Below are 20933 nucleotides of genomic sequence, written 5' to 3'. Positions count from 1 at the left end.
TTTTCCTATGCCAAAAGGGTTAAGTGGTACTAAGTAAAACCTCTATGCAACAAGCGTTCTTTCTTTATTTGATTTAAATCAGTCTTTTTCTTGGTTTTCGATATTTATACTAGAATAGTCGTGTTCTATATTGAACTAATGAATTGAATCTATTCTCGCAATCCCTCTTGAGGACTTTTTTCGAATAAAGGATATTCGTGTTGTCAATTTTTAGTGTTATACGAATTTATCCATGGTTGGTCGTCGTTTTTTTTATGTCGATCAGCATCAATAGTTACGCCAAGACACCAGACGATATCAAAACCGTTTTAGTGTTAAGTCCGGGGGCGAGAACAACACCCTATTTAGAGAATTTTTATACTACTCTTGAAGAGGCTTTAGAAACGCGCTTAGGTAAAAAAAGCCAACTGGTCTTATTGCATGAAAATTTAGACTTATCGAATTTTCAAGATGAAAAGTATCGGGATTCGCTCGCCTTTTGGCTGAAAGAAAAATATAGAAATCGCAAAGTTGATGCCATTATTGTCGTCGGACATAACTCGCTCAAATTTTTACTTGCATACAACAAACGTCTTTGGCCGACTATTCCAATTGTGTTCACGTTGGCGAGTGATATTGAAGTTACCCATATGTCGGTTCCGGCGAGTATTAATGGTACCGTCATTCGTGCCAATTTCTCTAATGTCGTCAACGCCGCCAAAACCTTATTGCCTACAACAACGCAAATTGTGTTGTTAGGGGATATGCCGGTAAGTGAGATGAATAAGACTTTTTCTTCGTCAACACTTGCCAGGATGTCTGATGGACTGACTGTATTGGATTTACGAGGACATACAAAAGAGGAAGTCAAAGAAAAAGTAAGCAATTTAGGTTCTAATTCCGTCATTTATATGGAAATGCTGACGGAAGATTTAGCGACCGGAAAAATATATGGACGAGATCTGTTTGATGAGATCAAGGACATTGCAACGTGCCCTATTTTAGTCGATGATCCAAGAGAAATTGGAAAGGGTGCTTTGGCGGCATTGACCTTTAATTATTATGAGCTGGCAACGGATGCGGCGGAACTTACACAGGACATATTCAACGGTAACAGTCAAAATAAGCAAGAATTAATCAGTGTAGGATATGCGCCAATATTGGATCATGCACAGGTTGAACGATGGAGAGTTAACCCTGAAAATTTTCCCAGCGGTAGCGAGCAGCGTTTCTATTCACCAAGCCTTTGGCAAAGTTATCATCAACAGATAATAGCTGTCGTTGCATTGATTATTTTATTGATGGTTGTCATAGGTCTCTTAATTCTTGAAAGAAGATGGCATGGGAAAGCAGTCAAGGTATCGCGTCGCTTGCTGGGCCAAATTACACTCATGAACCGGGAAATGACGACTTCCATTTACAAAGAAGCGATTGGACATGAACTGGCACAACCGCTGGCAGCGATCTTGAGTAATGTCGAAGCGGCTCAGATTTTTCTCAAGAGAGATGCGCCCCCTTTGGATTTGGTTCGGGATACCTTAGCGAATATTCGACGGGACAATTTACGTGCTAACGATGTAATGAAGAACATGCAAGGCTTACTGACGAAGTCCGATAACAAATTAGATTCCGTGGACATCAATTTATTAATCAGAAAAGTGTTAAGTTTTTTATCTATCGAAGCCAAAATAAGACGTATCCATATTAAGCAGGAGCTAGCTCCAGAAACGATGTTAGCTTCTATTAATATCGCACAAATGCAGCAGGTGATGGTGAATCTTCTGCTCAATAGTATGGATGCCATTGATCGAAAAAGTGGTAAAGAGCGACGTATCACCGTGGAAACGATGTTGCATGGTAATGGCAGTATGAGGGTTTCGGTGACAGACACGGGAACGGGGTTTGACGAAGGCGTTGAACGAATATTTGACTCTTTTTTTACGACAAAACCTGAGGGTGTAGGTTTGGGCTTATGGATTACCGCATCGATAGTACAGGCTCATGGTGGACATATTTGGGCGGAAAATCGAATCGGCGGGGGCATTGTGCGCTTTAAATTACCTTTGTTGACTGGCGAGACGATATGAACAATGCTATGCCTCCAATTGTGTATGTTATCGATGATGACTCGTCAATCCGTTCGGGCATGAACCTACTCTTAACCGCTTGTGATTTTCGTGTACGTACTTTCGGGTCTGCAACCCACTTTTATCAAACCGAGTTTAAAGACGAGCCTAGTTGCATTCTGCTTGATGTAAATATGCCTGGACTGAGTGGGTTAGAAGTTCAAGAAAATTTGAACAGTCGCAATAGCCATATTCCAATTATTTTCTTGACTGCTTACGGAAATATTTCCATGAGTGTACGGGCAATTAAAGCTGGAGCCGATAACTTTCTTATTAAACCCGTTCAGAAGGAGGATCTTCTATTCGCTATAAATAATGCATTGGAACGTGATGCAACTGCACGAAAATTACGTGCTTTGTCAGAAGACATACGTTTTCGTTACGCATCCCTTTCTGAGAGAGAGTTGGAGGTGCTTCACTTGGTAGTACGGGGGAAATTAAATAAAGAAATCGCCTATGAATTGGGCAATTCTGAACGCACCGTCAAAGCACATCGAAGTAGTGTTATGGAAAAAATGCAGGTAAGTAGCTTGGCTGAATTGGTACTTATTGCGACGCAACTTAAAATTCTTGATGTTGATAGTCCAATCAGCAATCGCTTGTCTCTGAAAAAAACTAATTAAGCTAGCAGGAAAGTTGACAGTTTTACGGGCTACTCATAGGCTGAAACGATCACAGGTAGAGGTGCTATGGATCAGTTTGACTACATCTCACAACACTGATCTGATATACGATCAAGCGTCGTGATCAAGCGACACTAGCAAACTCGGCTGGCAACTTTTATATTAAGCCGCTGTTAAATTTAAAACCGGGTTAATTCGTCTTAAATAAAAAATTCTTCTTCACTTTCCTTTTCATTTCATCGTTGATTTCTTTGGTCAACTGCAAGCTGATGGCACCAGTTTGATGAAGGACTGACGTAATGCCATTGATCACCCCCAAAGCGCGATCACGGGAAATTTTTCCGGAATTCGCAGCCTCAATCACTTCATCGACTGTTTTGGAAAGTATGTCATTCATTGCGTTGCCCACCTCTGGAAAGCGACCAATGTCTTTCCACTTGATAACCTCAAAGGGCAACGCAACGTAATAATTTAACAAATTTTCTATGCGACGTGAGGCTCGATCTGTTCCATGAAGTCTATGAATAATCTCTTTTGCTATTGCATTGGTAGACTGTAGACGTTGACTATCTTTTCCGGTAAAACAAATAGAGAAATCATACTTTTGCATGATTGTGATAAAGGTTTCCATCACGTGAACGAACTGCATCTCTTCATGCGCTACGTCAGAAAAATGAAGTAAGTTCGCAGGCATCTGGTTTTGCATGTTAAATCTCCGAGTACAATTTTTTTCGGCGACTTTAGCACAAAAAGTCCACAGAGAAACTCCTCATTTTTTGGTGCTGGATATTTTATTTAAAATTGAATATTTATATTAAAAATCAATAAGTTACAATTTATTTTTTAGTTATGAAAATGATATAAAATTTGACATAGTTTTCGTAAATTTTGAGGAGAAATTCAAAATCACACGTCATAGTTAGAGAAAAGTAAAAAAAATTTTATCTTTTTCTAAGATACAAATAATTTTTTTTGAATAAAAATTTTATTTGAAAACGATTGTGAAAATTTATGTGGTGTGTATGATTTTCTCCAAAAGACCCAAAAGAATTAAGGTATATATGAGTGCTTGATTCTGTAGCGAAGGCGAATACCGTGCGATGATTGGTGCGGAGCATATACTTTGGCCTGTTAATCATCATCAGCTTAACCAATTCATTAAATCGCTGAGTTGTGACCAACTTTAATTTTTTTAGAGATGTTTAAATTATTCTTCTGGCTCATTCCGTGAATTAGACGAAATTAAAATTTTAGAAATGCAGAAATTTAATCGTTAATAATTAGTTTTATAAATTAAACTCTAATTTGCATTTTTAATTCACTGGTCTTGAATTTTTAGGCGTACCGAAAATAAGTTATTTGCAGATCTGGATGCCGCATAAAGTTTAAATTTTAGATAACTGAATGGCATAAGAAATGATCTTGATTTTCAATAAGTTTATATATGCATTACGCCATTAAATTTTTTCTTGAAAAATCATACGAAGATAGTCAGTTATGTACCAATTTGCAATGATTCGCGTCCTCATTGTTTGTGCATTTCTGCAGATCTGTTCGCAACCAGATGCATATGCAGCAGAGTCGAAATGTGGGCCATATGTCGTGGCATTTTACGAACTCGGCTCTTTGTACTATCGGAATGAGATGTCAGAATATGTTGGCATTGATAAAGATATCATCGATGAGCTGGCACGCAGAACTCATTGCACCTTTACCCCTGTTCTCGAATCGCGTGTCAGAATCTGGTCTCATTTGAAAGATGGCACGCTGGATATGACGGTATCCGGTATCAAAACGCGAGAACGTGAACAATTCGGACGGTTCATCATTTATTTTAAGTCGAATAATTATTTGCTTGTTCGTCATCATCCAGATGAAGGTGTCAATTCACTTCAAAGCTTCATTAATCATCCTAAATATCGATTGGCTATCGTCCGATCTTTCAAACACGGTGAGAAAATCGATTCCGCCATCGAAGAATTAAAAAAGCAAGGACGAGTTGACGAGTACGCGGATGCAGAAATGGTTGCCCGTATGCTGAGTATAGGGCGTGCTGATGCGATGTTTTCAATGCCGGTGGCATGGGGGCCGTTAATTTCTCGCAATCGTTTAAAAGATGATCTCGATTTCTTGAATGTGTCTAATGATCCTCCTCTGCTTCACGGTATCGTACTTTCACGTCAGCGAATCCCACCAGAAACCGTCGATCGATTAAGTCATGCAATGGATGAGATGCGCAAAGATGGGAGCTTAGAATCGATTTATCAACGATATTTACCTGCTGATATCGCAAAAACTATGTTGCCTTAAAGCACTCATTTTTCCCGGCTTGAAACAGGTACAATGGTGAATCATTGACATGAAATACACCTATTCATGCGACGTCGGATACTTTTAAAGTTGACAGGGTTGCCGTTTTTAATGGCGTTGCCATCGCATGCGCAACAAGCGTCTATGCTGCATATTTCTACTTTAATGGGGAGTGATCCTGCCACCATTATTGCTCAAAAAATCATTATCGAAGCATACCGGCGACTGAATATTCATGTGGATATTAATGAACTACCAGGTGAACGTTCATTGTTAAGTGCGGATTCTGGATTGACGGATGGTGAGTTGTATCGTAAAGCAGGAATCGAAGCACAGTATCGAAATCTGGTCATGGTACCGGTTCCTCTGATGAATTATGAAATTGTCGTGTTTTCTCGCAGTCTGAATTTTCCTGTCAATGGATGGGAAAGTCTGCGTCCATATACGATAGGATTTGTAAAGAGTATCAAAATTATCGAAGAAAACACCAAAGGTATGAAAATCGAAGTGGCGACATCACTTCGCAATGCTTTACTTAAAATGATGTTGGGACGTTCTGACGTCGTGGTTACCAATCGTCTGTCGGGGTTGGCAATGATAAAGGAACTCGCTCTTCCCGGAATTGCTCTGCTTTCTCCCGCTCTGGTCGTTTTTCCTGTGTACCATTATTTAAATAAGAAACATGCAGATTTAATTCCTGATCTGACCAGCGTTTTAAATAAAATGCAGAACGAAAAAGCAATCAGAGATATTCAAAAAACCGTCAAATCAGATTTAGGTGTGGAATAGTTTTTACTGCTTTCTTGCAGAAGTACCTGTTTATTTTTGCATATCCTTAAAGGACAAAAATGAGTCAAATACCACAACGTCATTTTTTTCTTAAATCTGCCATTATTTCTCTGCTGGCCTGTGGCGTCGTATTGAATGCGCCTTCTGCCCAAGCGGGAGCATCACTCAGTGTTGAAGAGGATGCGCTTGCAATTAAGGCGCAATTGGTTTTTCAGGAAGAATGCCGGCGTGATGAGTTTTCTGGCGCGATGTTGATTGCTCAAGGTAGTAATGTGGTTGCCGAAGGGGTGTGCGGTGAAGCTAGCAAACGCTACCATGTGCCGAACAAGATAGATACTAAATTTAATATCGCCTCTATCGGCAAAATGTTTACCGCAGTCGCTATTGCTCAACTGGCAGAAGCTGGCAAACTCACATTCGACGACAAGATCAACAAGTATATCGATTCAAGCTGGTTGCCAGCCAAGGTGACCGAGCGCATCACCATTGGCCAATTGCTGGCTCATAGTGATGGATTAACTGAGTTTATGACAATGGAAAGAGCGCATCAAAGTTCGCGTGCACTGTATCGAGAACTCGATGACTTAAAACCTATGTTGCAAGGCATAAAGCCTGAGTTTGAACCGGGTACAAGATATTATTACGCCAATACTGGCTATGTATTGCTGGGAGTGATTGTGCAAAAACTATCGGGTCAAAATTATTATGACTACGTGCGGCAACACATCTACCAAGTGGCTGGCATGAATGGCACGGATAGTTATGCGCTTGACGAGCCAGTGGAAAACCTCGCAATGGGCTATATGAAGATGCCCGGAGGCATAAGAGAAAGCACTTTTGAAGGCGTGATGCGTGGCTTCTCTTTTGGATGTGGTTATTCGACCGTGCGTGATTTACTGCACTTCACCCAGGCTTTGCAAGATGGCAGGCTGATCAAGCCAGCGACCTTGAAAACGCTATGGCAAAACCATTCGCCTGAAGAAACACAAAAACACGGTGGCTACGGTTATGGTTTTGAACTTAGTAACAGCAAAATGGGACCTGTTGTCGGGCATAGTGGCGGTTTTCCGGGTGTCAGTGGAAACGTCAATATATACACCAACAGCGGTTATGTGGTGATAGCGTTATCGAATTATTGGCATGCTGCTCCCGTTGCGGAAAGTATTGAGCGTGTGCTTAGCATTCGAAATATTAGTCAGTAAGCTTGGTGCAATACGTACTGTCAATTTTTTATGAGGGCCGGCGGCTTATACCCACCGTACCTCACTGAAATACCGATCAGCCTTGTGTACCTACCGCTTACTCTGGCTTCGTCATCGCCATTGGTTTGACCCACTCATCAAATTGCGCTGGCGTGACCAGGGCGAGTTGTTGCGCCGCTTGTCGCAGAGTCAGACCTTCATGGAGTGCTGTCTTGGCGATTTTTGCGGCGTTGTCATAACCAATGTGGGGCGCTAAGGCGGTGACCAACATGAGGTTATTGTCCAGATTGCGATTGATGACTGGCAAATTGGGTTCTATGCCTAGTGCGCAATGGTCGTTAAAGGCTTTGCAGCTGTCGGCTAATAAGCCTATGCTTTCCAACACATTGTGCACCATGATGGGTTTGTACACATTGAGCTGGAAGTTGCCCTGACTGCCTGCAAATGCGGTTGCCGCGTCATTACCAAATACCTGTACGCAGACCATTGTTAAAGCTTCGCATTGTGTCGGGTTAACCTTGCCTGGCATGATGGATGAGCCGGGTTCATTTTCAGGGATAAAAATTTCACCAATTCCGCAGCGTGGACCACTTGCGAGCCAACGCACATCATTGGCGATTTTCATTAATGCTCCCGCCAGAGTGCGTAAACTGGCTGAAGTATTGACCAACGCATCATGCGCCGCCAGCGCAAAGAATTTGTTGTCTGCGGAACGGAAAGCGTGGCCGCTGAGGTCTGCAATATGTTTCGCACAGGTTGCACCAAAATCTCTATGAGCGTTTAATCCGGTACCGACGGCGGTGCCGCCTATGGCCAAATCCAGCAATCCATTGACCGATGCTTTGATGAGTAGCGTCGCGTGATCTATTTGTGCGACCCAACTGCCGATTTCCTGGCCCAATGTGATCGGGGTTGCGTCTTGCAGATGTGTTCTGCCGGTCTTTACAGTCGTCGCAAATAGCTGTGCTTTGGCATCGAGTGTATCGCGTAATACTTTGAGAGCAGGGAATAATTTTTGATACAGTTCATCGACCACGGCAATATACATCGCAGTCGGGAAGGTATCATTCGAGGACTGTCCACGGTTGACATGATCATTCGGATGCACTGGTTTTTTTGAGCCAAGTTGTCCACCCAAAATTTCAATTGCGCGATTGGAGATGACCTCATTCGCGTTCATATTTGATTGAGTACCGGATCCGGTCTGAAACACCACCAATGGAAATTGCCCATTGAGTTTGCCGTCGATCACTTCCTGCGCTGCTTGTGATATTGCGTTGGCGATGTCTGGTGCTAACTCGCCCAATTCCAGGTTAGCCAGTGCTGCTGATTTTTTGAGTATGCCCAAGGCGCGTATCATGGCGAAAGGCCATTTAAATCTATCCACGCTGATCGGAAAATGTTGAATAGAACGTTGCGTTTGGGCGCCCCAATATTTGTCGGCAGGCACTTCAACATTACCCATAGAATCTGACTCAGTTCTGAATGCTTGCATGGTTTACATCTCTCATCAAAATGTTCATTTCTTCGATCAGGGTGGCTTATCTAAGGTGATTAAATCGACTCAGACATGTCGCATTGAATTATAGATGACATTGCAATTTCAGAAATTAAATGTGACGCAAATGAGTTTCTGGCCGTCGCGCCAGCAAATGCGAGAGTCGTCTTAGCGCCGCTGCCAATTGTTCGCGCTGACGTATGCCACCAAGTGCGATGCGAACGCTATGTGGTGGATTGCTTTGGTTATAGAAAATTTCCGACGGCGTAATAGCAAGCCCATCATTGCGTGCTGACTGTACCAATTCTTGTGCTGTCCAATAACTCGGTAACGGTAACCAGACATGTATCCCCTGATTATTTGAACAGGATCGTCCCGCTAACAAATCGGCGGCCATACGTTGGCGCAGGCTAGCTTCTTCACGGATGCCAGCTAACAAAGTCGTGGCCGTACCATTGCGTATCCATTGTGATGTCAAGGCGCTCGTGAGCGGTGGTGTCATCAGGCTGAATGATCTGAGTGCGGTAAGAAAACGCTGTTGCAGTTCATGTTCTTGCAGCCAGACAAATGCCGTACGCAAGCCGGGAGCCAGACATTTTGCCAGCGTAGCGATGTAACACACGCGCTCAGGAATCATGGTCGCCAATGGTGGCGGCGCATCGTCTAACAATAGCCAATACGGATCATCTTCAAGCAAATAGGCATCACTGTGCGCGATGACTTTGGCGATCTCCTGACGGCGTGCTGTGGGCATGGTGTGCGTTGTCGGGTTCTGCAAGGTCGGGTTTACATAAACCATGGGCGCCGCATATTCTTTTAGTGCTGCAGCCAGAAGATCGGGGCGCATGCCGTCGATGTCGATGTCAACCGTAATGATGCGTCGTCCCAATTGTTCTGCCGCCATACGCAAGCCCGGATAGATCGCTGGTTCAGCCAGAATGACATCACCGTGCCTGGTCAGGCTCATGATGAAAGCCAACAGTGCTGCTTGCGCGCCAGGACAAACGGTGATCTGCTCTGGCGTTACCGTTCCCAGCATAGGTTTTAGCCATGCAGCACCGGCGGCTCTGTCATCCAGACTGCCACCACCCAAATGATAGTTGATTAGCAAATCATCGTCGGCATTGCGCTGTACTTGTGCTAATCCTTGCTTGAGCAACTCTGCCAGATCGACGTTGGCGGGTGGGGGAGGGGTATTCATACTCAGATCCAACATCTGCCCGAGATCGAGTTTGGGTGCAGTCGCGTAGGTTCCGCGAGCACCAAGTCCACTCAGTAACTGACGTCGTTTGGCTTCTTCATAAGCGCGAGTGACGGTGGTCAGATCGACTTGCAATAGCTCAGCCATGCGCCTTTGCGATGGCAGGCGATCACCGGTCTTGAGTTGTTGATTGTCGATTGCCCGTTCGATGAAATCGGCGATCTGCATATAGCGCGGTCCGCCATGCTGGACAAATTGACCTAACCAGGCAATGACCTGGCTTTCATCTTGTATGGATTTGGACTGCGGCATTTTGTCTTTATGTAGGGACTTTGTGTTTGGATATTATCCGTGTAATCCTCATTTCTTTCCATACATAGAAAGCGCGATGACCGCACATCGCTTGGATAGTATGACGACGAAGTTGCTTATCGTCGCACTATCCAGTTTGCATTAACTTGACGTTGCAATCTTATCCTGGGTCTTGGTTTCAAAATCGCTGGCGTCGTGACGCTCATGGAGCTGCTCAGACAGTTCTCCGCTGGTACGGTTCACCATCCGTCCGCGCACTACCGCCGGGCGTTGTGATATCTGTTCTGCCCATCGCAGCACGTGTTGATACTCCGTGACGTTCAGGAACTCTGTTGCATTGTAGACCCAACCCTTTACCAAACCGCCATACCAGGGAAATACGGCAATGTCGGCGATCGTATATTCGTCACCTGCCAGATAGGTGTTGTTTGCAAGCCGTTGGTTTAACACATCCAGTTGACGCTTGACTTCCATCGCAAAGCGGTCGATGGCGTATTCAATTTTCGTTGGCGCATACGAATAAAAATGTCCAAAGCCACCTCCTAAATACGGCGCACTGCCCATTTGCCAGAACAGCCAGTTCAAGGTTTCAGTACGAGCCGCAATATTTTTCGGTAAAAATGCGTCGAATTTTTCTGCGAGGTACAAGAGAATCGATCCCGATTCAAATACCCTGACAGGCGCATCACCGCTATGGTCTGACAAAGCCGGAATTTTGGAGTTGGGATTGATGTCAACAAAGCCTGAACCAAATTGATCACCTTGTCCGATTTTGATCAACCATGCATCGTACTCAGCCCCGCTATGACCAAGAGCGAGCAATTCTTCCAACATGATCGTCACCTTGACACCGTTAGGCGTCGCCAATGAATACAGTTGTAACGGGTGTTTGCCAACTGGCAGTTCTTTATCATGCGTAGGTCCGGCAACCGGGCGATTGGTACTTGCGAAAGTACCACCATTAGGTTTAGCCCAGGTCCAGACTGTTGGTGCGGTATAGGTGCTTGAATCGGTCATCTTCATCCTCAATTGTCTTTGGTTTTATCCGTTGGCCCCGATCTCAGTATCTTGATGAAAGGGAAAGGTCTAAATGGTAACTCAAATAGAATTTTTGCATCAAAGGCAGGAAAATCAGACATCGGCATTAGAACGCTTGTTCATGTAGACAAGTTAAAAAATACCTGATGTCTGTTGTCGTTGAGGCACCACAGACGAATTTTTTTAAAAATGATCAGGTGTAACTAAAACAATGATAATTTGCTTCATGCAATTGTGCTGCCAACCGTCATTCGAGGCTTCATCAACTCTCCTTAACAGACTCTGTTAGCATATAAAACTTTAAGGGATCGCTGTAAGCTTTTTCAGCCACGGACGACTACCTCATGCACACCATTTGAATTTGCAACGACAAATCAGGCATCGTGTATTACCTTGAAACGGAGTTTTTATGACACGCTACACTAAATCGGCAGATGCGATTAAAGCATTGACGCCAGAGCAGTTTAATGTCACCCAGCGCAACGGTACTGAACGACCAGGTACGGGTGAATATCTGAACAATAAAAAACCAGGTATCTATGTGGACATTGTTTCTGGTGAGCCCTTGTTTGCTTCGGCAGATAAATACGAATCCGGTTGCGGCTGGCCAAGTTTCACTAAACCACTGACCCATGGTTTTATCAAAGAATTGCACGACGACAGTCACGGCATGCGCCGCACCGAAGTGCGCTCAGCGCATGGCGACAGCCACCTTGGACACGTTTTCCCTGATGGCCCGCGTGACCGTGGCGGTTTGCGCTATTGCATCAATTCGGCTTCATTGAGGTTTGTGCCGCTGGAGAAAATGCTCGCCGAGGGTTACGGTGATTACATCAGTCAGGTAGAGGGAGTTTGAGATGACGACAGAACGAGCCGTGCTGGCAGGTGGCTGCTTTTGGGGCATGCAAGATTTGATCCGTAAATTGCCCGGCATTCAAAGTACACGGGTTGGTTACACTGGAGGTGACGTGAAGAACGCCACCTACCGTAACCACGGCACCCATGCCGAAGGCATAGAAATTAACTTTGATCCCGCTGTGATTAGTTATCGGAAAATTCTGGAATTCTTTTTCCAGATTCACGATCCGACCACACCGATGCGTCAGGGCAATGACCATGGCATGTCGTATCGTTCGGCGATTTACTTCACCAGCGAAGAGCAAAGACTGGAAGCGAACAATACCATTGCTGATGTAAATGCATCCAAATTGTGGCCTGGAAAAGTCGTGACAGAAGTTCAGCCCGCGGGTGACTTCTGGCAAGCAGAGCCGGAACATCAGGATTATCTCGAAAAACATCCAAATGGCTATACTTGCCATTTTCCTCGCGCAAATTGGGTATTACCGCGCCGTTAAACCTTGTTAAATACGATCCAAACAGACTTCCCGTTATCGAAGTTTGTTTGGACGCTTTTCAATTTGCCTCTGGTAAATTGCGTGCCGCACGTGCCATGTCAGGCACATAAGCAAAATCATGTGTATGAAGCCCAGTTTATGCAACCAAAGTCAACTTGCGACATTCAATATATTTTCTACCGATTCAATTTCGATCGACGAACATTTGAATCGGCCACCAAATCCCCAAATTGAATCGATAAATACGCTAAATTCCCTGGGATCTTCTGCTTCTAAAAGGGTGACGTCAATTGAATTGATTACGTTTTGATGATTAAAATCAGATATATCCAAATCTGCGACGTTAGCAAATGCAAGGTTAATTAAAATGCTTTTGGAAAGCACTTGTGCATATTCAACGGTGCCTGCCCCAACAGTATCGTATTTGCGCACATGCACACAAAGCTTTGCAATAACTGGATTCTTACCCAAGGTGATTCCACGTTCAATCCCGAATGAAATCACTTCGGCATCGTGAAAACTTGGCCAAAACCCAAGTATCTTAATAACGTCAGTCGCACCAATGATATGGGTCTCAATATTCATTTACATTTTTGGAAATAATCAAATTGCCGGGCATCCACTCCATTACAGAATGGCGTTCGCTTTTTCCTTGTTCCTAATCCAGCACCAGCAAAAGCACGCCTTACGGTCTGCTGTCCCCGAAAGGAGTGATACGCGGTTTCCACGTTTCACTTACAAAGTACGTCGGGTTAGGTGGCTGCTGTCGACCGGGAAGCTTGTGGGGCACGAACGCGCACAGCCAAGGCGCAATTTCCCCTTCCAATACTTTTTAACTCAAGCGTAAAAGCCATTTCCGCTTGTTCACATTGACGGTCTTTACCACAACTTCACATGTCTTCACCATATCTCTATCTAGTACTCATCCAGCTTATGGCTGCCAAAAAAATACACCTCTCACGATTTGTATCCCGCATCTTCCGGTGCCTCGTTACGTTGTCGGAATCGCTCATGATTCAGGTTCCTAGATTCATTCGGTGACACGGATGATTCTCTCCAAAGTGGGAACAACTTTTACAAGCGACTTCGCGTCGCAATGGCGGTTATGTGTCGAGTACCGCCAGACAATATACTTACTCTACTGAACAACAAAATACGTTGAACTCGAACTCTGCACCAATGCTGGTTAAATCAGTGAGGAACTCGCTTTCAAAATATGGGCAAACTGCATAGACTTCGCCAATTGGAAGGTAATAAGCAAGACTAAACCAAATAGTCACATGTTCAGAGTGCTTCCTCAAACGGACAATTTCTTCCCTATTTTCTTCAATGAATGCTCTACAAGCGGCAATTTGCTGTGTAACGCTTTCATCATATTCATCGCCAATTTCGATAGATAAGCTTGAATACTCTCTCGGTTTTTTTCCGACTGATTTTTCCTCGCCTTTCCTAAAAGCATTAGCTGAGTCCTTCCAAGGTGAGTTAATCAAGAAATTATTTACATCAAATTCCTCTCCTTGAACGCGGAAATAACATGCCATCAATTTATCCTATACATTTAATTTTGGAATTCATTTTTTATTCGAATGACTGGTTTTGCCACCAGCCGTCCTCTGTTTTGACACAATCTCTGTCGCGAAGCGCCAGTTGCCTCAAAATCCACGCGACCGCTGACCACACATAGCCGCCATTCGTGATAGAGCACAGTAAATTAAAAATAAAAAAATAGCAATTTTATTGGCGGTAAAATTCGTGTTGCTATTAGCGGACTCTATAGCTGAATCAGGCAACGCCCCACATATTTTAAGCCCAGAGGATGGCTTTCATGAGGTGTCGATTGACGGCTTATTTGAAATGCAGTCAGAACGATAGAAAATATGATCACTGATCGACGGGGTAGTGAATTATTTTGATGTGAATGTAAGTTCTCGTGACATACTTTGACTAAGTTAAGAAAACATCAAGTTTGATCAACTTTTTTGAAACATGAACTTTTCACCAAGGAAAATTGACATGAACCGAGGTAAAACTAGCTGCCAGTTTGTCTCGCTGAGTTTCATCGTAGCATTGCTGAGTACTCTACTTATGAGCGGTTGTGCCAGCGTGTCTGCTTTCCATGCCGAGAATCAATTTCTGACGCTGCCATTGGTTCCAGGCTGGTTTGAGGGTAAGCGGGTGTGGTATCTCACGACCGATATCTCGGATGAATCGATGGCAAAGCAAGCAAACATTAATTTTGTAGCCAGACTGGCGAATGCATTGCCGCCAGACCCTCCGGTGCCGGGAAAGCCGTCTTCAGTTGATCGCATTTATAAGTTTATGAATTTTGATCAAGGTAGCGTCTTGCCTTCGATCCCGCAGCCATTAGGTGGTGGTAACGGCAACGCGAATTACAGCCCGTTGTGGCAGTTGTATGCGGTTTATTGGTTGCCTGATCAAACACCACACGAACTGCACTCAGAGCAAGAAGTGTTAGCCGCGCAAGATCAGAATCTTATTCAGATCAAGCCGCTTCGCATCATTGTCAATTGTCCAGTGGTAAAGGTGGAGAATTCGTTGCTACCGGGTACGCGATTGCCATAGTCTGTTGGCAAGTCGCTGGAATCAACGGATGTAGGCTATCAGTCGCTGGCATTGGAGACGTGTTTGTTTCTCAAAATAATTGTTGTTGACGGCTGATCAGCGCATCAAAACTATCATCCAGCAAAGGAAGAATCGCATCAGCAATTGGCCTGAGCTGGTTGGAAATGTAATGTTCGTAATCAATTGCCGCTTGCCTGATTTCTAGCGGTTCTGGTCCGTTACGGGTGATGACGTAACTGATCCAGCCACCATGTTGATATTGCAACGGGCGGCCACGTTGCAGATTGTAGTCGTCAGCGATGCGTGCCGCGCGCACATGCGGCGGGACGTTACGCTGGTAGTCTGCCAAAGGGCGGCGTAGGCGTTTGCGGTAGACCAACGCCTGATCAAATTCGCCGCGCAAGGTGCGCTCTACATAGTCGCGCAAAAATTCTTTATATGGCTGTCGTCTGAAGATTTTTCCGTACAGTGTTTGTTGAAATTCTTGTGCCAGCGGTGTCCAATCAGAACGTACGGTTTCTAAGCCTTTGTAGACTACATCATCGCTGCCATCGGCAAGAATGGATAAACCGGCATAGCGCTTTTTACTGCCTTCTTCGGTGCCACGTATTGTCGGCATGAAGAAGCGACTGTAGTGTCGTTCGAATTGAATTTCTAAGGCACTCGTCAGTTTGAACTGCGATTGCAGATGCTCTTTCCACCAATTGTTAATGTGCGTAACTAAGGTTTTTCCTATCTGTGTTGCATCTTCTTCGCTACGTGCTTCTTTAAGCCAGACAAAGGTCGAATCGGTATCGCCATAAATGACGACATAGCCCTTTTGCTCAATCAACTTGCGGGTCTGGTGCATAATTTGATGGCCGCGCATGGTGATAGACGAAGCGAGTCGCGGATCAAAGAAGCGACAACCGGTCGAGCCAAGTACACCATAAAATGAATTCATGATGATCTTTAGTGCTTGTGATAATGGTGCGTTACGTTCGCGTTTGGCGACATCACGTGCTTGCCAGATCTGAGTCACTATCGATGGCAAACAATGCTTATTTCTGGAAAAACGGGCACCGATAAATCCAGGTACCGAGGCTTCGTCATCAGGATTGTTGACGCCTTCAATCAAGCCCACAGGGTCAATCAAAAAGCTGCGAATGATCGACGGATAAAGGCTCTTGTAATCAAGTACCAGCACCGAATCGTACAAGCCCGGCTGCGAGTTCATCACAAAGCCGCCGGGGCTCGGTTCACCGTGGATGTCGCCAATATTCGGTGCGACATATCCTTGACGATGCATCAACGGCAGATAACGATGTGTGAATGCCGCCACTGAACCACCGCTACGATCTGCTGCTAAACCGGTGACTGTTGCGCGTTCCAGTAAAAACGAGATCAATTCGGTTTTAGCAAAAATCCGTGTCACCAGTTCACAGTCTTTGAGGTTGTACTTGGCTAATGCCGGTTTGTCTTCATCAAAACGACGCTGGATTTCATCCATGCGTTGGTAGGGATTGTCACTGGCTTTACCTTCGCCCAACAGTGTTTGCGAAACGAATTCCAGACTAAATGACGCAAAATTCCAGGTTGCAGATTTCAGTGCTTCGATGCCATCAATGACCAGACGCCCGGCAATGCCGGCAAAGTAATGATCTTGCCGGTTGTGCTTGCGCCATTCCATGACGCTGCCGTCGCGTCCGAGTCGTAGAGGTATCCGGTATTGTTCTGCATGTTGCTGCAAAATGCGCAGGTCAAATTGCACCAGATTCCAGCCGATGATGGCATCAGGATCATGGGTTGCGATCCAGCTGTTGAGTCTCTCCAGCAAGTCGGTGCGCGTGTCGCAATATTCAAGTGCAAAATCGATTTTTACCGCTGCATCATCTTCGCCATTCGCAGGGCCCAGCATATAGACCTGACGCTGACCGCACCCTTCTAAAGCAATCGAATACAAGTCGCCATGCACGCTGGTTTCGATATCGAGCGACACTAGTCGTAGCTGCGGGCGATAATCGGTGGCGGGCTTGAGGTCTCCGCTTAAGACTTCACCTGCATGATGTTGTTGATCGTAGAATAGCACGGGCGCGGTGATAAAACGTTCCATCAGATAGCGGTCGGGCGGGAAAATATCGGCCTCATACACGTCCACGCCACCTTGCCGCAGGCGGCGTTCCAAGGTACTCAAATGTCGGTATTGCTGGCAATATAATCCCAGCACAGGGCGCTGCTGAAAATCTTTCAGGGATAGTTCGCGCAGTTCTGCCTGCCTTCGTTCATGTTGAGTCTGGCTGCGTAGGATGAACTCTGCTCGTTCGCGTTGCTCGGCGGGGATAAATGCCACCGAAGGTTGATGCTGTAAGCGTAAGCGCCGTGGTCCCCGGTCGCTGGTTAGCCAGAATTCTATCTCTGTCCCCGCAGCAGTATCGCGCCAATGGCGTGTGAGAATAAATCCTGGTTGAAGCTCGGTCATGCGTAATTTCCGGTGGTGCTGGTGTTAAGGCTGTAAAAGTGTTGAACTTGCAGCGTTCATTACCGCACGGGTCAGACCATCCAGTAATGAGGATGCAGAGCGTGCTTGTTGCCAGTATAGTGGCACGTCTAAAGGTGTGTCAGGAACCAGTTCTACCAATGTGCCCACCCGCAAATGGTCTTGGATCATCGCTTGCGGATGCAGACCCCAACCCATACCCGCAACCGCAGCAGCGACAAACGCATGGGCGGCTGGTAGTGTATGCCGTGGTAATTCAACGTGGCGATGGCAAAGCCTGCGCACCCAGCGCGTTTGTAGTTCGTCTTTGCTATTAAACACCAGGCTAGGTGCTTGCGCCAAACTAGCAGCATTAACACCTTTACGAAAATAACGCTCGATAAACTCCGGGCTGGCAGCCGCCAGATAACGCATCGCGCCTAATGAGCGGCTATTGCAGCCCGATGCCGCTTGGGCGCTGCTCGTGACTGCCGCCAGCACGGTGCCAGTGCGCAACCATTCCGCCGTATGGTCCTGGTCATCAACGGCCACATCCATCAACACCGGTGCGGTAGCAGCAAAAGCCGACATGGCGGGCGCAAACCACGTAGCAAGACTATCCGCGTTGACTGCGATAGGCAAAGGCACGCGGCTCGGCGCTTCCTGGCCGGAACTCATTACTGTTGGTACCGATTTTTGTAATTCATGTTCCAGCAATCGGACCTGGTCTACATGCTGACATAAACGGCGTCCGGTTTCTGTCGCAATACAAGGCTGACCGCGGATGATCAACGCACCGCCAATAAATTCTTCCAACAATCGTATGCGTTGCGATACTGCTGAAGGCGTGACATGCAGTGTTCGTGCCGCCCGTTCAAAGCTACCCTCGCGAACCACGGCAGACAACACAGCAAGTGAAGCATAGTCCAGCATAAGATTAGTTTTGCTTAATTGGATGAAGAAAACGTAGTTTGACTTCATTTTGTGCCAGATGCAAGCTGATGGTATGACACATCTTATTTCTTCATTTTCTGGCATCGCGCCAGCATTTACCCAGGGGCTGGTGCTCAGTCTGGGCCTGATCATTGCTATTGGTGCGCAAAACGCCTTTGTTTTGCGCCAGGGTCTACTGCGCGAATATGTTGCCAGTATCGTTTTGTTTTGTGCAATGGCAGATGCGCTGTTGATCGCTGCCGGGGTGTTTGGGATGGCGCAAGCATTGGGTGAGCGCCCGATGATTACCAAAGCACTGTCTCTGGCTGGTGCAGCATTTTTGGCGACGTATGGTTGGCAAGCTTTACGCCGGGCGCAGCAATCGCATCAGTTACGTCCCGCTGAGTCAGGTGCGCAAGGCAAGCTGGCAGCAGTCATTCTGCAAGCTGCCGGATTTACTTTGCTTAATCCTCATGTCTATCTGGATACCGTGTTATTGCTTGGGAGTATCGGCGCCCAGCAAGCCCCCGCGCTACGCCCTTGGTTTGTTACCGGTGCATGTTGTGCGAGCCTGTTGTGGTTCAGCATGCTGGGGTTTGGCGCCCGCTGGTTAGCGCCTTGGTTCGCTCGTCCTAAAGCCTGGCAAATTCTGGACGGATTAATCGGTGTGACGATGTGGTTGCTGGCGATTTTATTATTACGGCATACATTCTTTGTATGAAGCGCTTGTTTCGATTTCATGGTCTGGCAAGGCGGGTGTGACCCGCCACATTTACTTACCATACCTGATAAATTTGCCCGGTTTGCGCACCTTCCACGCTGCGACTGTATGCCAAAGCGACCCGGCGTGCAGGCACTGGTTCGAACCCGCGAAAGAAGTCGCCATACACATCCATCGATTCTTCCAGTACGTTTGGACTTACCACATTGATGCGCAGACCACGTCTGAGTTCAATCGCAGCACCGCGCACAAAACCTTCTACGCCAGCGTTCGCAAGGCTGGCTCCACTGCCGCCCACAATGGGCTGTTCCGAGAGAATGCCACTGGTTAATGTGATCGAACCACCGTCATTGAGCATCTCTTGTGCCACCAACGCGACGTTGACTTGTCCCATGAGTTTGCTGTGTATGCCAAGGTAGTAATTCTCAGGACTAAACTCAGCGAGTGGTGCGAAATGCACTGCACCGGCAGCTACGACCACAGCATCTACTTTGCCGGTTTTTTCAAACAACGCACGTACCTGCGCTAGATCGCTGATGTCGGCTTGATACTCGCCGCTATGAGTGCCAACGCCAATGATTTCATGGCGCTTGCTTAATTCTGCGGCGATGGACTTTCCGATGGTGCCATTGGCACCGATAAGGATAATTTTTTTCATGCTGGGACTCCTGTGTGTGATAACGAATAACGAGCGCTCAGTATGCACTCGGTACGGGCAGGAATAAATGAGCTAGAATGAAGATCATTACTAACCAGGAGTTAGCAATCATGGATAAGCTACGCAGTATGGAGATATTTGTGGCAGTAGTTGATGCCGGTAGTTTTTCGGCAGCGGCTAAGGCATTTGAGATTTCGCCAGTGATGGTCGGCAAACATATCAATCAGTTGGAAGAACTGCTTGGTGCACGTCTTTTGACACGTACTACACGCCGTCAAAGTCTGACTGAAATCGGTGTGCAATATGTAGAACAATGCCGCGCAATTCTGACGCAAATTCAAACAGCCGAGCGCGGAGCTGAAGCAATGCGTACCAGCCCGCGTGGACGGCTAAAAATCACGGCGCCAGTGTCATTTGGCAGCGAATGGCTAGGCCCCGCCATGACCGATTTTCTGACTTTGTATCCGGATGTCTCGCTCGATCTGTCGCTCAATGACAGAATGGTGGATATCGTCGAAGAGGGTTACGATGCGGCGATCCGGATTGGCAAACTGGAAGACTCCGGTTTGGTGGCGCGGACTTTGTTTCCTTATGCGATGGTCATCTGCGCTTCGCCAGCTTATTTGAAGCGCTTCGGAAAGCCACGCACACCAGATGAGTTGGTTGATCATGAATGTCTGGAGTTTATGGATTGGCCACACAACGTGCGTTGGCGCTTAAAAGCTCGTACGAATGCTCATCTGGTACCACCAGCACGTTTTCGCTCGAACAATGGTCAGGCACTTCGTATGGCAGCTTTGCACGGCTTTGGCATTGTGATGCAGGCAGAGGTGTTGCTGGCACAGGATATTGCGGCCAAACGCTTGGTACCTATCCTGAAAGATTATGTTCCCGCTGCGCGACCCATGCATTTGGTCTACCCACGTGATCGTCAGGCGACACCTAAGATGACCAGCTTTATTGATTTCATTTTGGAGCGCTTTGGTCCGGCGATACGCTTGCCGTAGATTTTTTTTACTTAACCAACGCAGGTCTCTGTCTCTGAGCATGTTATCGGGCAGTGTCGGGACTAAACCAGACTTGCGTCTGTTCTTTGTCGTTCAAGCTAGTTCAAGCGCGTTTAAGGCATCAGAAGTGCCACGAAAAATTC

At 46.2% G+C, this 20933-nt stretch carries 19 protein-coding genes; 10 read left to right on the top strand and 9 right to left on the bottom strand.

Annotated elements, in window-relative coordinates; translation table 11 throughout:
• The first annotated feature begins 254 nt into the window (after positions 1-254).
• Together ACO0KY_RS13050 and ACO0KY_RS13045 are read left to right on the top strand one after the other, a co-directional pair.
• On the top strand, positions 255-2066 hold the full coding sequence (locus ACO0KY_RS13050; protein WP_423046674.1) for an ATP-binding protein: 1812 nt from the start codon (positions 255-257) through the stop codon (positions 2064-2066).
• Entirely contained in the window at positions 2063-2728 is a 666-nt protein-coding gene (locus ACO0KY_RS13045; protein WP_423046672.1) for a response regulator transcription factor, read from the top strand. The genes ACO0KY_RS13050 and ACO0KY_RS13045 overlap by 4 nt, the downstream gene beginning before the upstream one ends.
• A 190-nt stretch (positions 2729-2918) precedes the next feature.
• Here ACO0KY_RS13045 and ACO0KY_RS13040 read toward each other — a convergent pair whose 3' ends face one another.
• Positions 2919-3434, bottom strand: coding sequence for a hypothetical protein (locus tag ACO0KY_RS13040; RefSeq protein WP_423046670.1), 516 nt, complete (start codon positions 3432-3434; stop codon positions 2919-2921).
• Between the two features lie 938 nt (positions 3435-4372).
• Here ACO0KY_RS13040 and ACO0KY_RS13035 point away from each other — a divergent pair.
• The 3 genes from ACO0KY_RS13035 to ACO0KY_RS13025 all read left to right on the top strand — a co-directional run bounded on the left by ACO0KY_RS13035 (position 4373) and on the right by ACO0KY_RS13025 (position 7029).
• Positions 4373-5038 (top strand): substrate-binding periplasmic protein, encoded by a 666-nt coding sequence (locus ACO0KY_RS13035; protein WP_423046668.1) that lies wholly within the window; start codon positions 4373-4375, stop codon positions 5036-5038.
• Between the two features lie 66 nt (positions 5039-5104).
• Positions 5105-5827, top strand: coding sequence for a substrate-binding periplasmic protein (locus ACO0KY_RS13030; protein ID WP_423046666.1), 723 nt, complete (start codon positions 5105-5107; stop codon positions 5825-5827).
• A gap of 59 nt (positions 5828-5886) precedes the next feature.
• The gene (locus ACO0KY_RS13025; protein ID WP_423046663.1) at positions 5887-7029 is read left to right on the top strand and encodes a serine hydrolase domain-containing protein; all 1143 of its coding nucleotides are present in this window, start codon (positions 5887-5889) and stop codon (positions 7027-7029) included.
• A 97-nt stretch (positions 7030-7126) separates the two neighbouring features.
• Here the strand turns inward: ACO0KY_RS13025 and fumC are convergent, their stop codons facing one another.
• From fumC to yghU, 3 genes are all read right to left on the bottom strand, one after another.
• Positions 7127-8524 carry a class II fumarate hydratase gene (fumC, locus tag ACO0KY_RS13020; protein WP_423046661.1) on the bottom strand — a complete coding sequence of 466 codons (1398 nt, stop codon included), beginning with the start codon at positions 8522-8524 and terminating at the stop codon, positions 7127-7129.
• A gap of 115 nt (positions 8525-8639) precedes the next feature.
• On the bottom strand, positions 8640-10040 hold the full coding sequence (locus tag ACO0KY_RS13015; protein WP_423046659.1) for a PLP-dependent aminotransferase family protein: 1401 nt from the start codon (positions 10038-10040) through the stop codon (positions 8640-8642).
• 141 nt (positions 10041-10181) lie between these two features.
• The gene (gene yghU, locus ACO0KY_RS13010; protein ID WP_423046657.1) at positions 10182-11057 is read right to left on the bottom strand and encodes a glutathione-dependent disulfide-bond oxidoreductase; all 876 of its coding nucleotides are present in this window, start codon (positions 11055-11057) and stop codon (positions 10182-10184) included.
• A 430-nt stretch (positions 11058-11487) separates the two neighbouring features.
• On the opposite strand from yghU, the gene msrB reads away from it, so the two are divergent.
• Both msrB and msrA read left to right on the top strand, forming a co-directional pair.
• Positions 11488-11934, top strand: a complete 447-nt coding sequence (gene msrB / locus ACO0KY_RS13005; protein ID WP_423046655.1) for a peptide-methionine (R)-S-oxide reductase MsrB — start codon at positions 11488-11490, stop codon at positions 11932-11934.
• 1 nt (position 11935) lies between these two features.
• Positions 11936-12433 carry a peptide-methionine (S)-S-oxide reductase MsrA gene (gene msrA, locus ACO0KY_RS13000; RefSeq protein WP_423046653.1) on the top strand — a complete coding sequence of 166 codons (498 nt, stop codon included), beginning with the start codon at positions 11936-11938 and terminating at the stop codon, positions 12431-12433.
• A 150-nt stretch (positions 12434-12583) separates the two neighbouring features.
• Here msrA and ACO0KY_RS12995 read toward each other — a convergent pair whose 3' ends face one another.
• Positions 12584-13018 carry an Imm50 family immunity protein gene (locus tag ACO0KY_RS12995; RefSeq protein ID WP_423046651.1) on the bottom strand — a complete coding sequence of 145 codons (435 nt, stop codon included), beginning with the start codon at positions 13016-13018 and terminating at the stop codon, positions 12584-12586.
• Between the two features lie 548 nt (positions 13019-13566).
• Positions 13567-13974, bottom strand: coding sequence for a DUF4279 domain-containing protein (locus ACO0KY_RS12990; protein WP_423046649.1), 408 nt, complete (start codon positions 13972-13974; stop codon positions 13567-13569).
• A gap of 472 nt (positions 13975-14446) precedes the next feature.
• On the opposite strand from ACO0KY_RS12990, the gene ACO0KY_RS12985 reads away from it, so the two are divergent.
• Positions 14447-15016 (top strand): DUF7482 domain-containing protein, encoded by a 570-nt coding sequence (locus ACO0KY_RS12985; RefSeq protein WP_423046647.1) that lies wholly within the window; start codon positions 14447-14449, stop codon positions 15014-15016.
• A 70-nt stretch (positions 15017-15086) separates the two neighbouring features.
• Here ACO0KY_RS12985 and ACO0KY_RS12980 read toward each other — a convergent pair whose 3' ends face one another.
• Positions 15087-17474, bottom strand: a complete 2388-nt coding sequence (locus tag ACO0KY_RS12980) for a DNA polymerase II (protein ID WP_423046645.1) — start codon at positions 17472-17474, stop codon at positions 15087-15089.
• Positions 17475-17498: 24 nt separating this feature from the next.
• Positions 17499-18404 carry a LysR family transcriptional regulator ArgP gene (locus ACO0KY_RS12975; RefSeq protein WP_422990847.1) on the bottom strand — a complete coding sequence of 302 codons (906 nt, stop codon included), beginning with the start codon at positions 18402-18404 and terminating at the stop codon, positions 17499-17501.
• 73 nt (positions 18405-18477) lie between these two features.
• Between ACO0KY_RS12975 and ACO0KY_RS12970 the strand changes: the two genes are divergently transcribed.
• On the top strand, positions 18478-19125 hold the full coding sequence (locus tag ACO0KY_RS12970; RefSeq protein ID WP_423046642.1) for a LysE/ArgO family amino acid transporter: 648 nt from the start codon (positions 18478-18480) through the stop codon (positions 19123-19125).
• A 55-nt stretch (positions 19126-19180) separates the two neighbouring features.
• Here ACO0KY_RS12970 and ACO0KY_RS12965 read toward each other — a convergent pair whose 3' ends face one another.
• Complete coding sequence (locus ACO0KY_RS12965) at positions 19181-19783, bottom strand: short chain dehydrogenase (RefSeq protein ID WP_422990849.1); 603 nt, start codon at positions 19781-19783, stop codon at positions 19181-19183.
• A gap of 110 nt (positions 19784-19893) precedes the next feature.
• Here ACO0KY_RS12965 and ACO0KY_RS12960 point away from each other — a divergent pair, with 110 nt between their 5' ends.
• Positions 19894-20790, top strand: coding sequence for a LysR family transcriptional regulator (locus ACO0KY_RS12960; RefSeq protein WP_422991028.1), 897 nt, complete (start codon positions 19894-19896; stop codon positions 20788-20790).
• Positions 20791-20933 lie beyond the last annotated feature (143 nt).

It is taken from the genome of Undibacterium sp. Dicai25W, assembly GCF_049340505.1.
GTDB lineage: Bacteria > Pseudomonadota > Gammaproteobacteria > Burkholderiales > Burkholderiaceae_D > Undibacterium > Undibacterium jejuense.
This window is presented reverse-complemented; position numbering and strand designations above follow the sequence as displayed.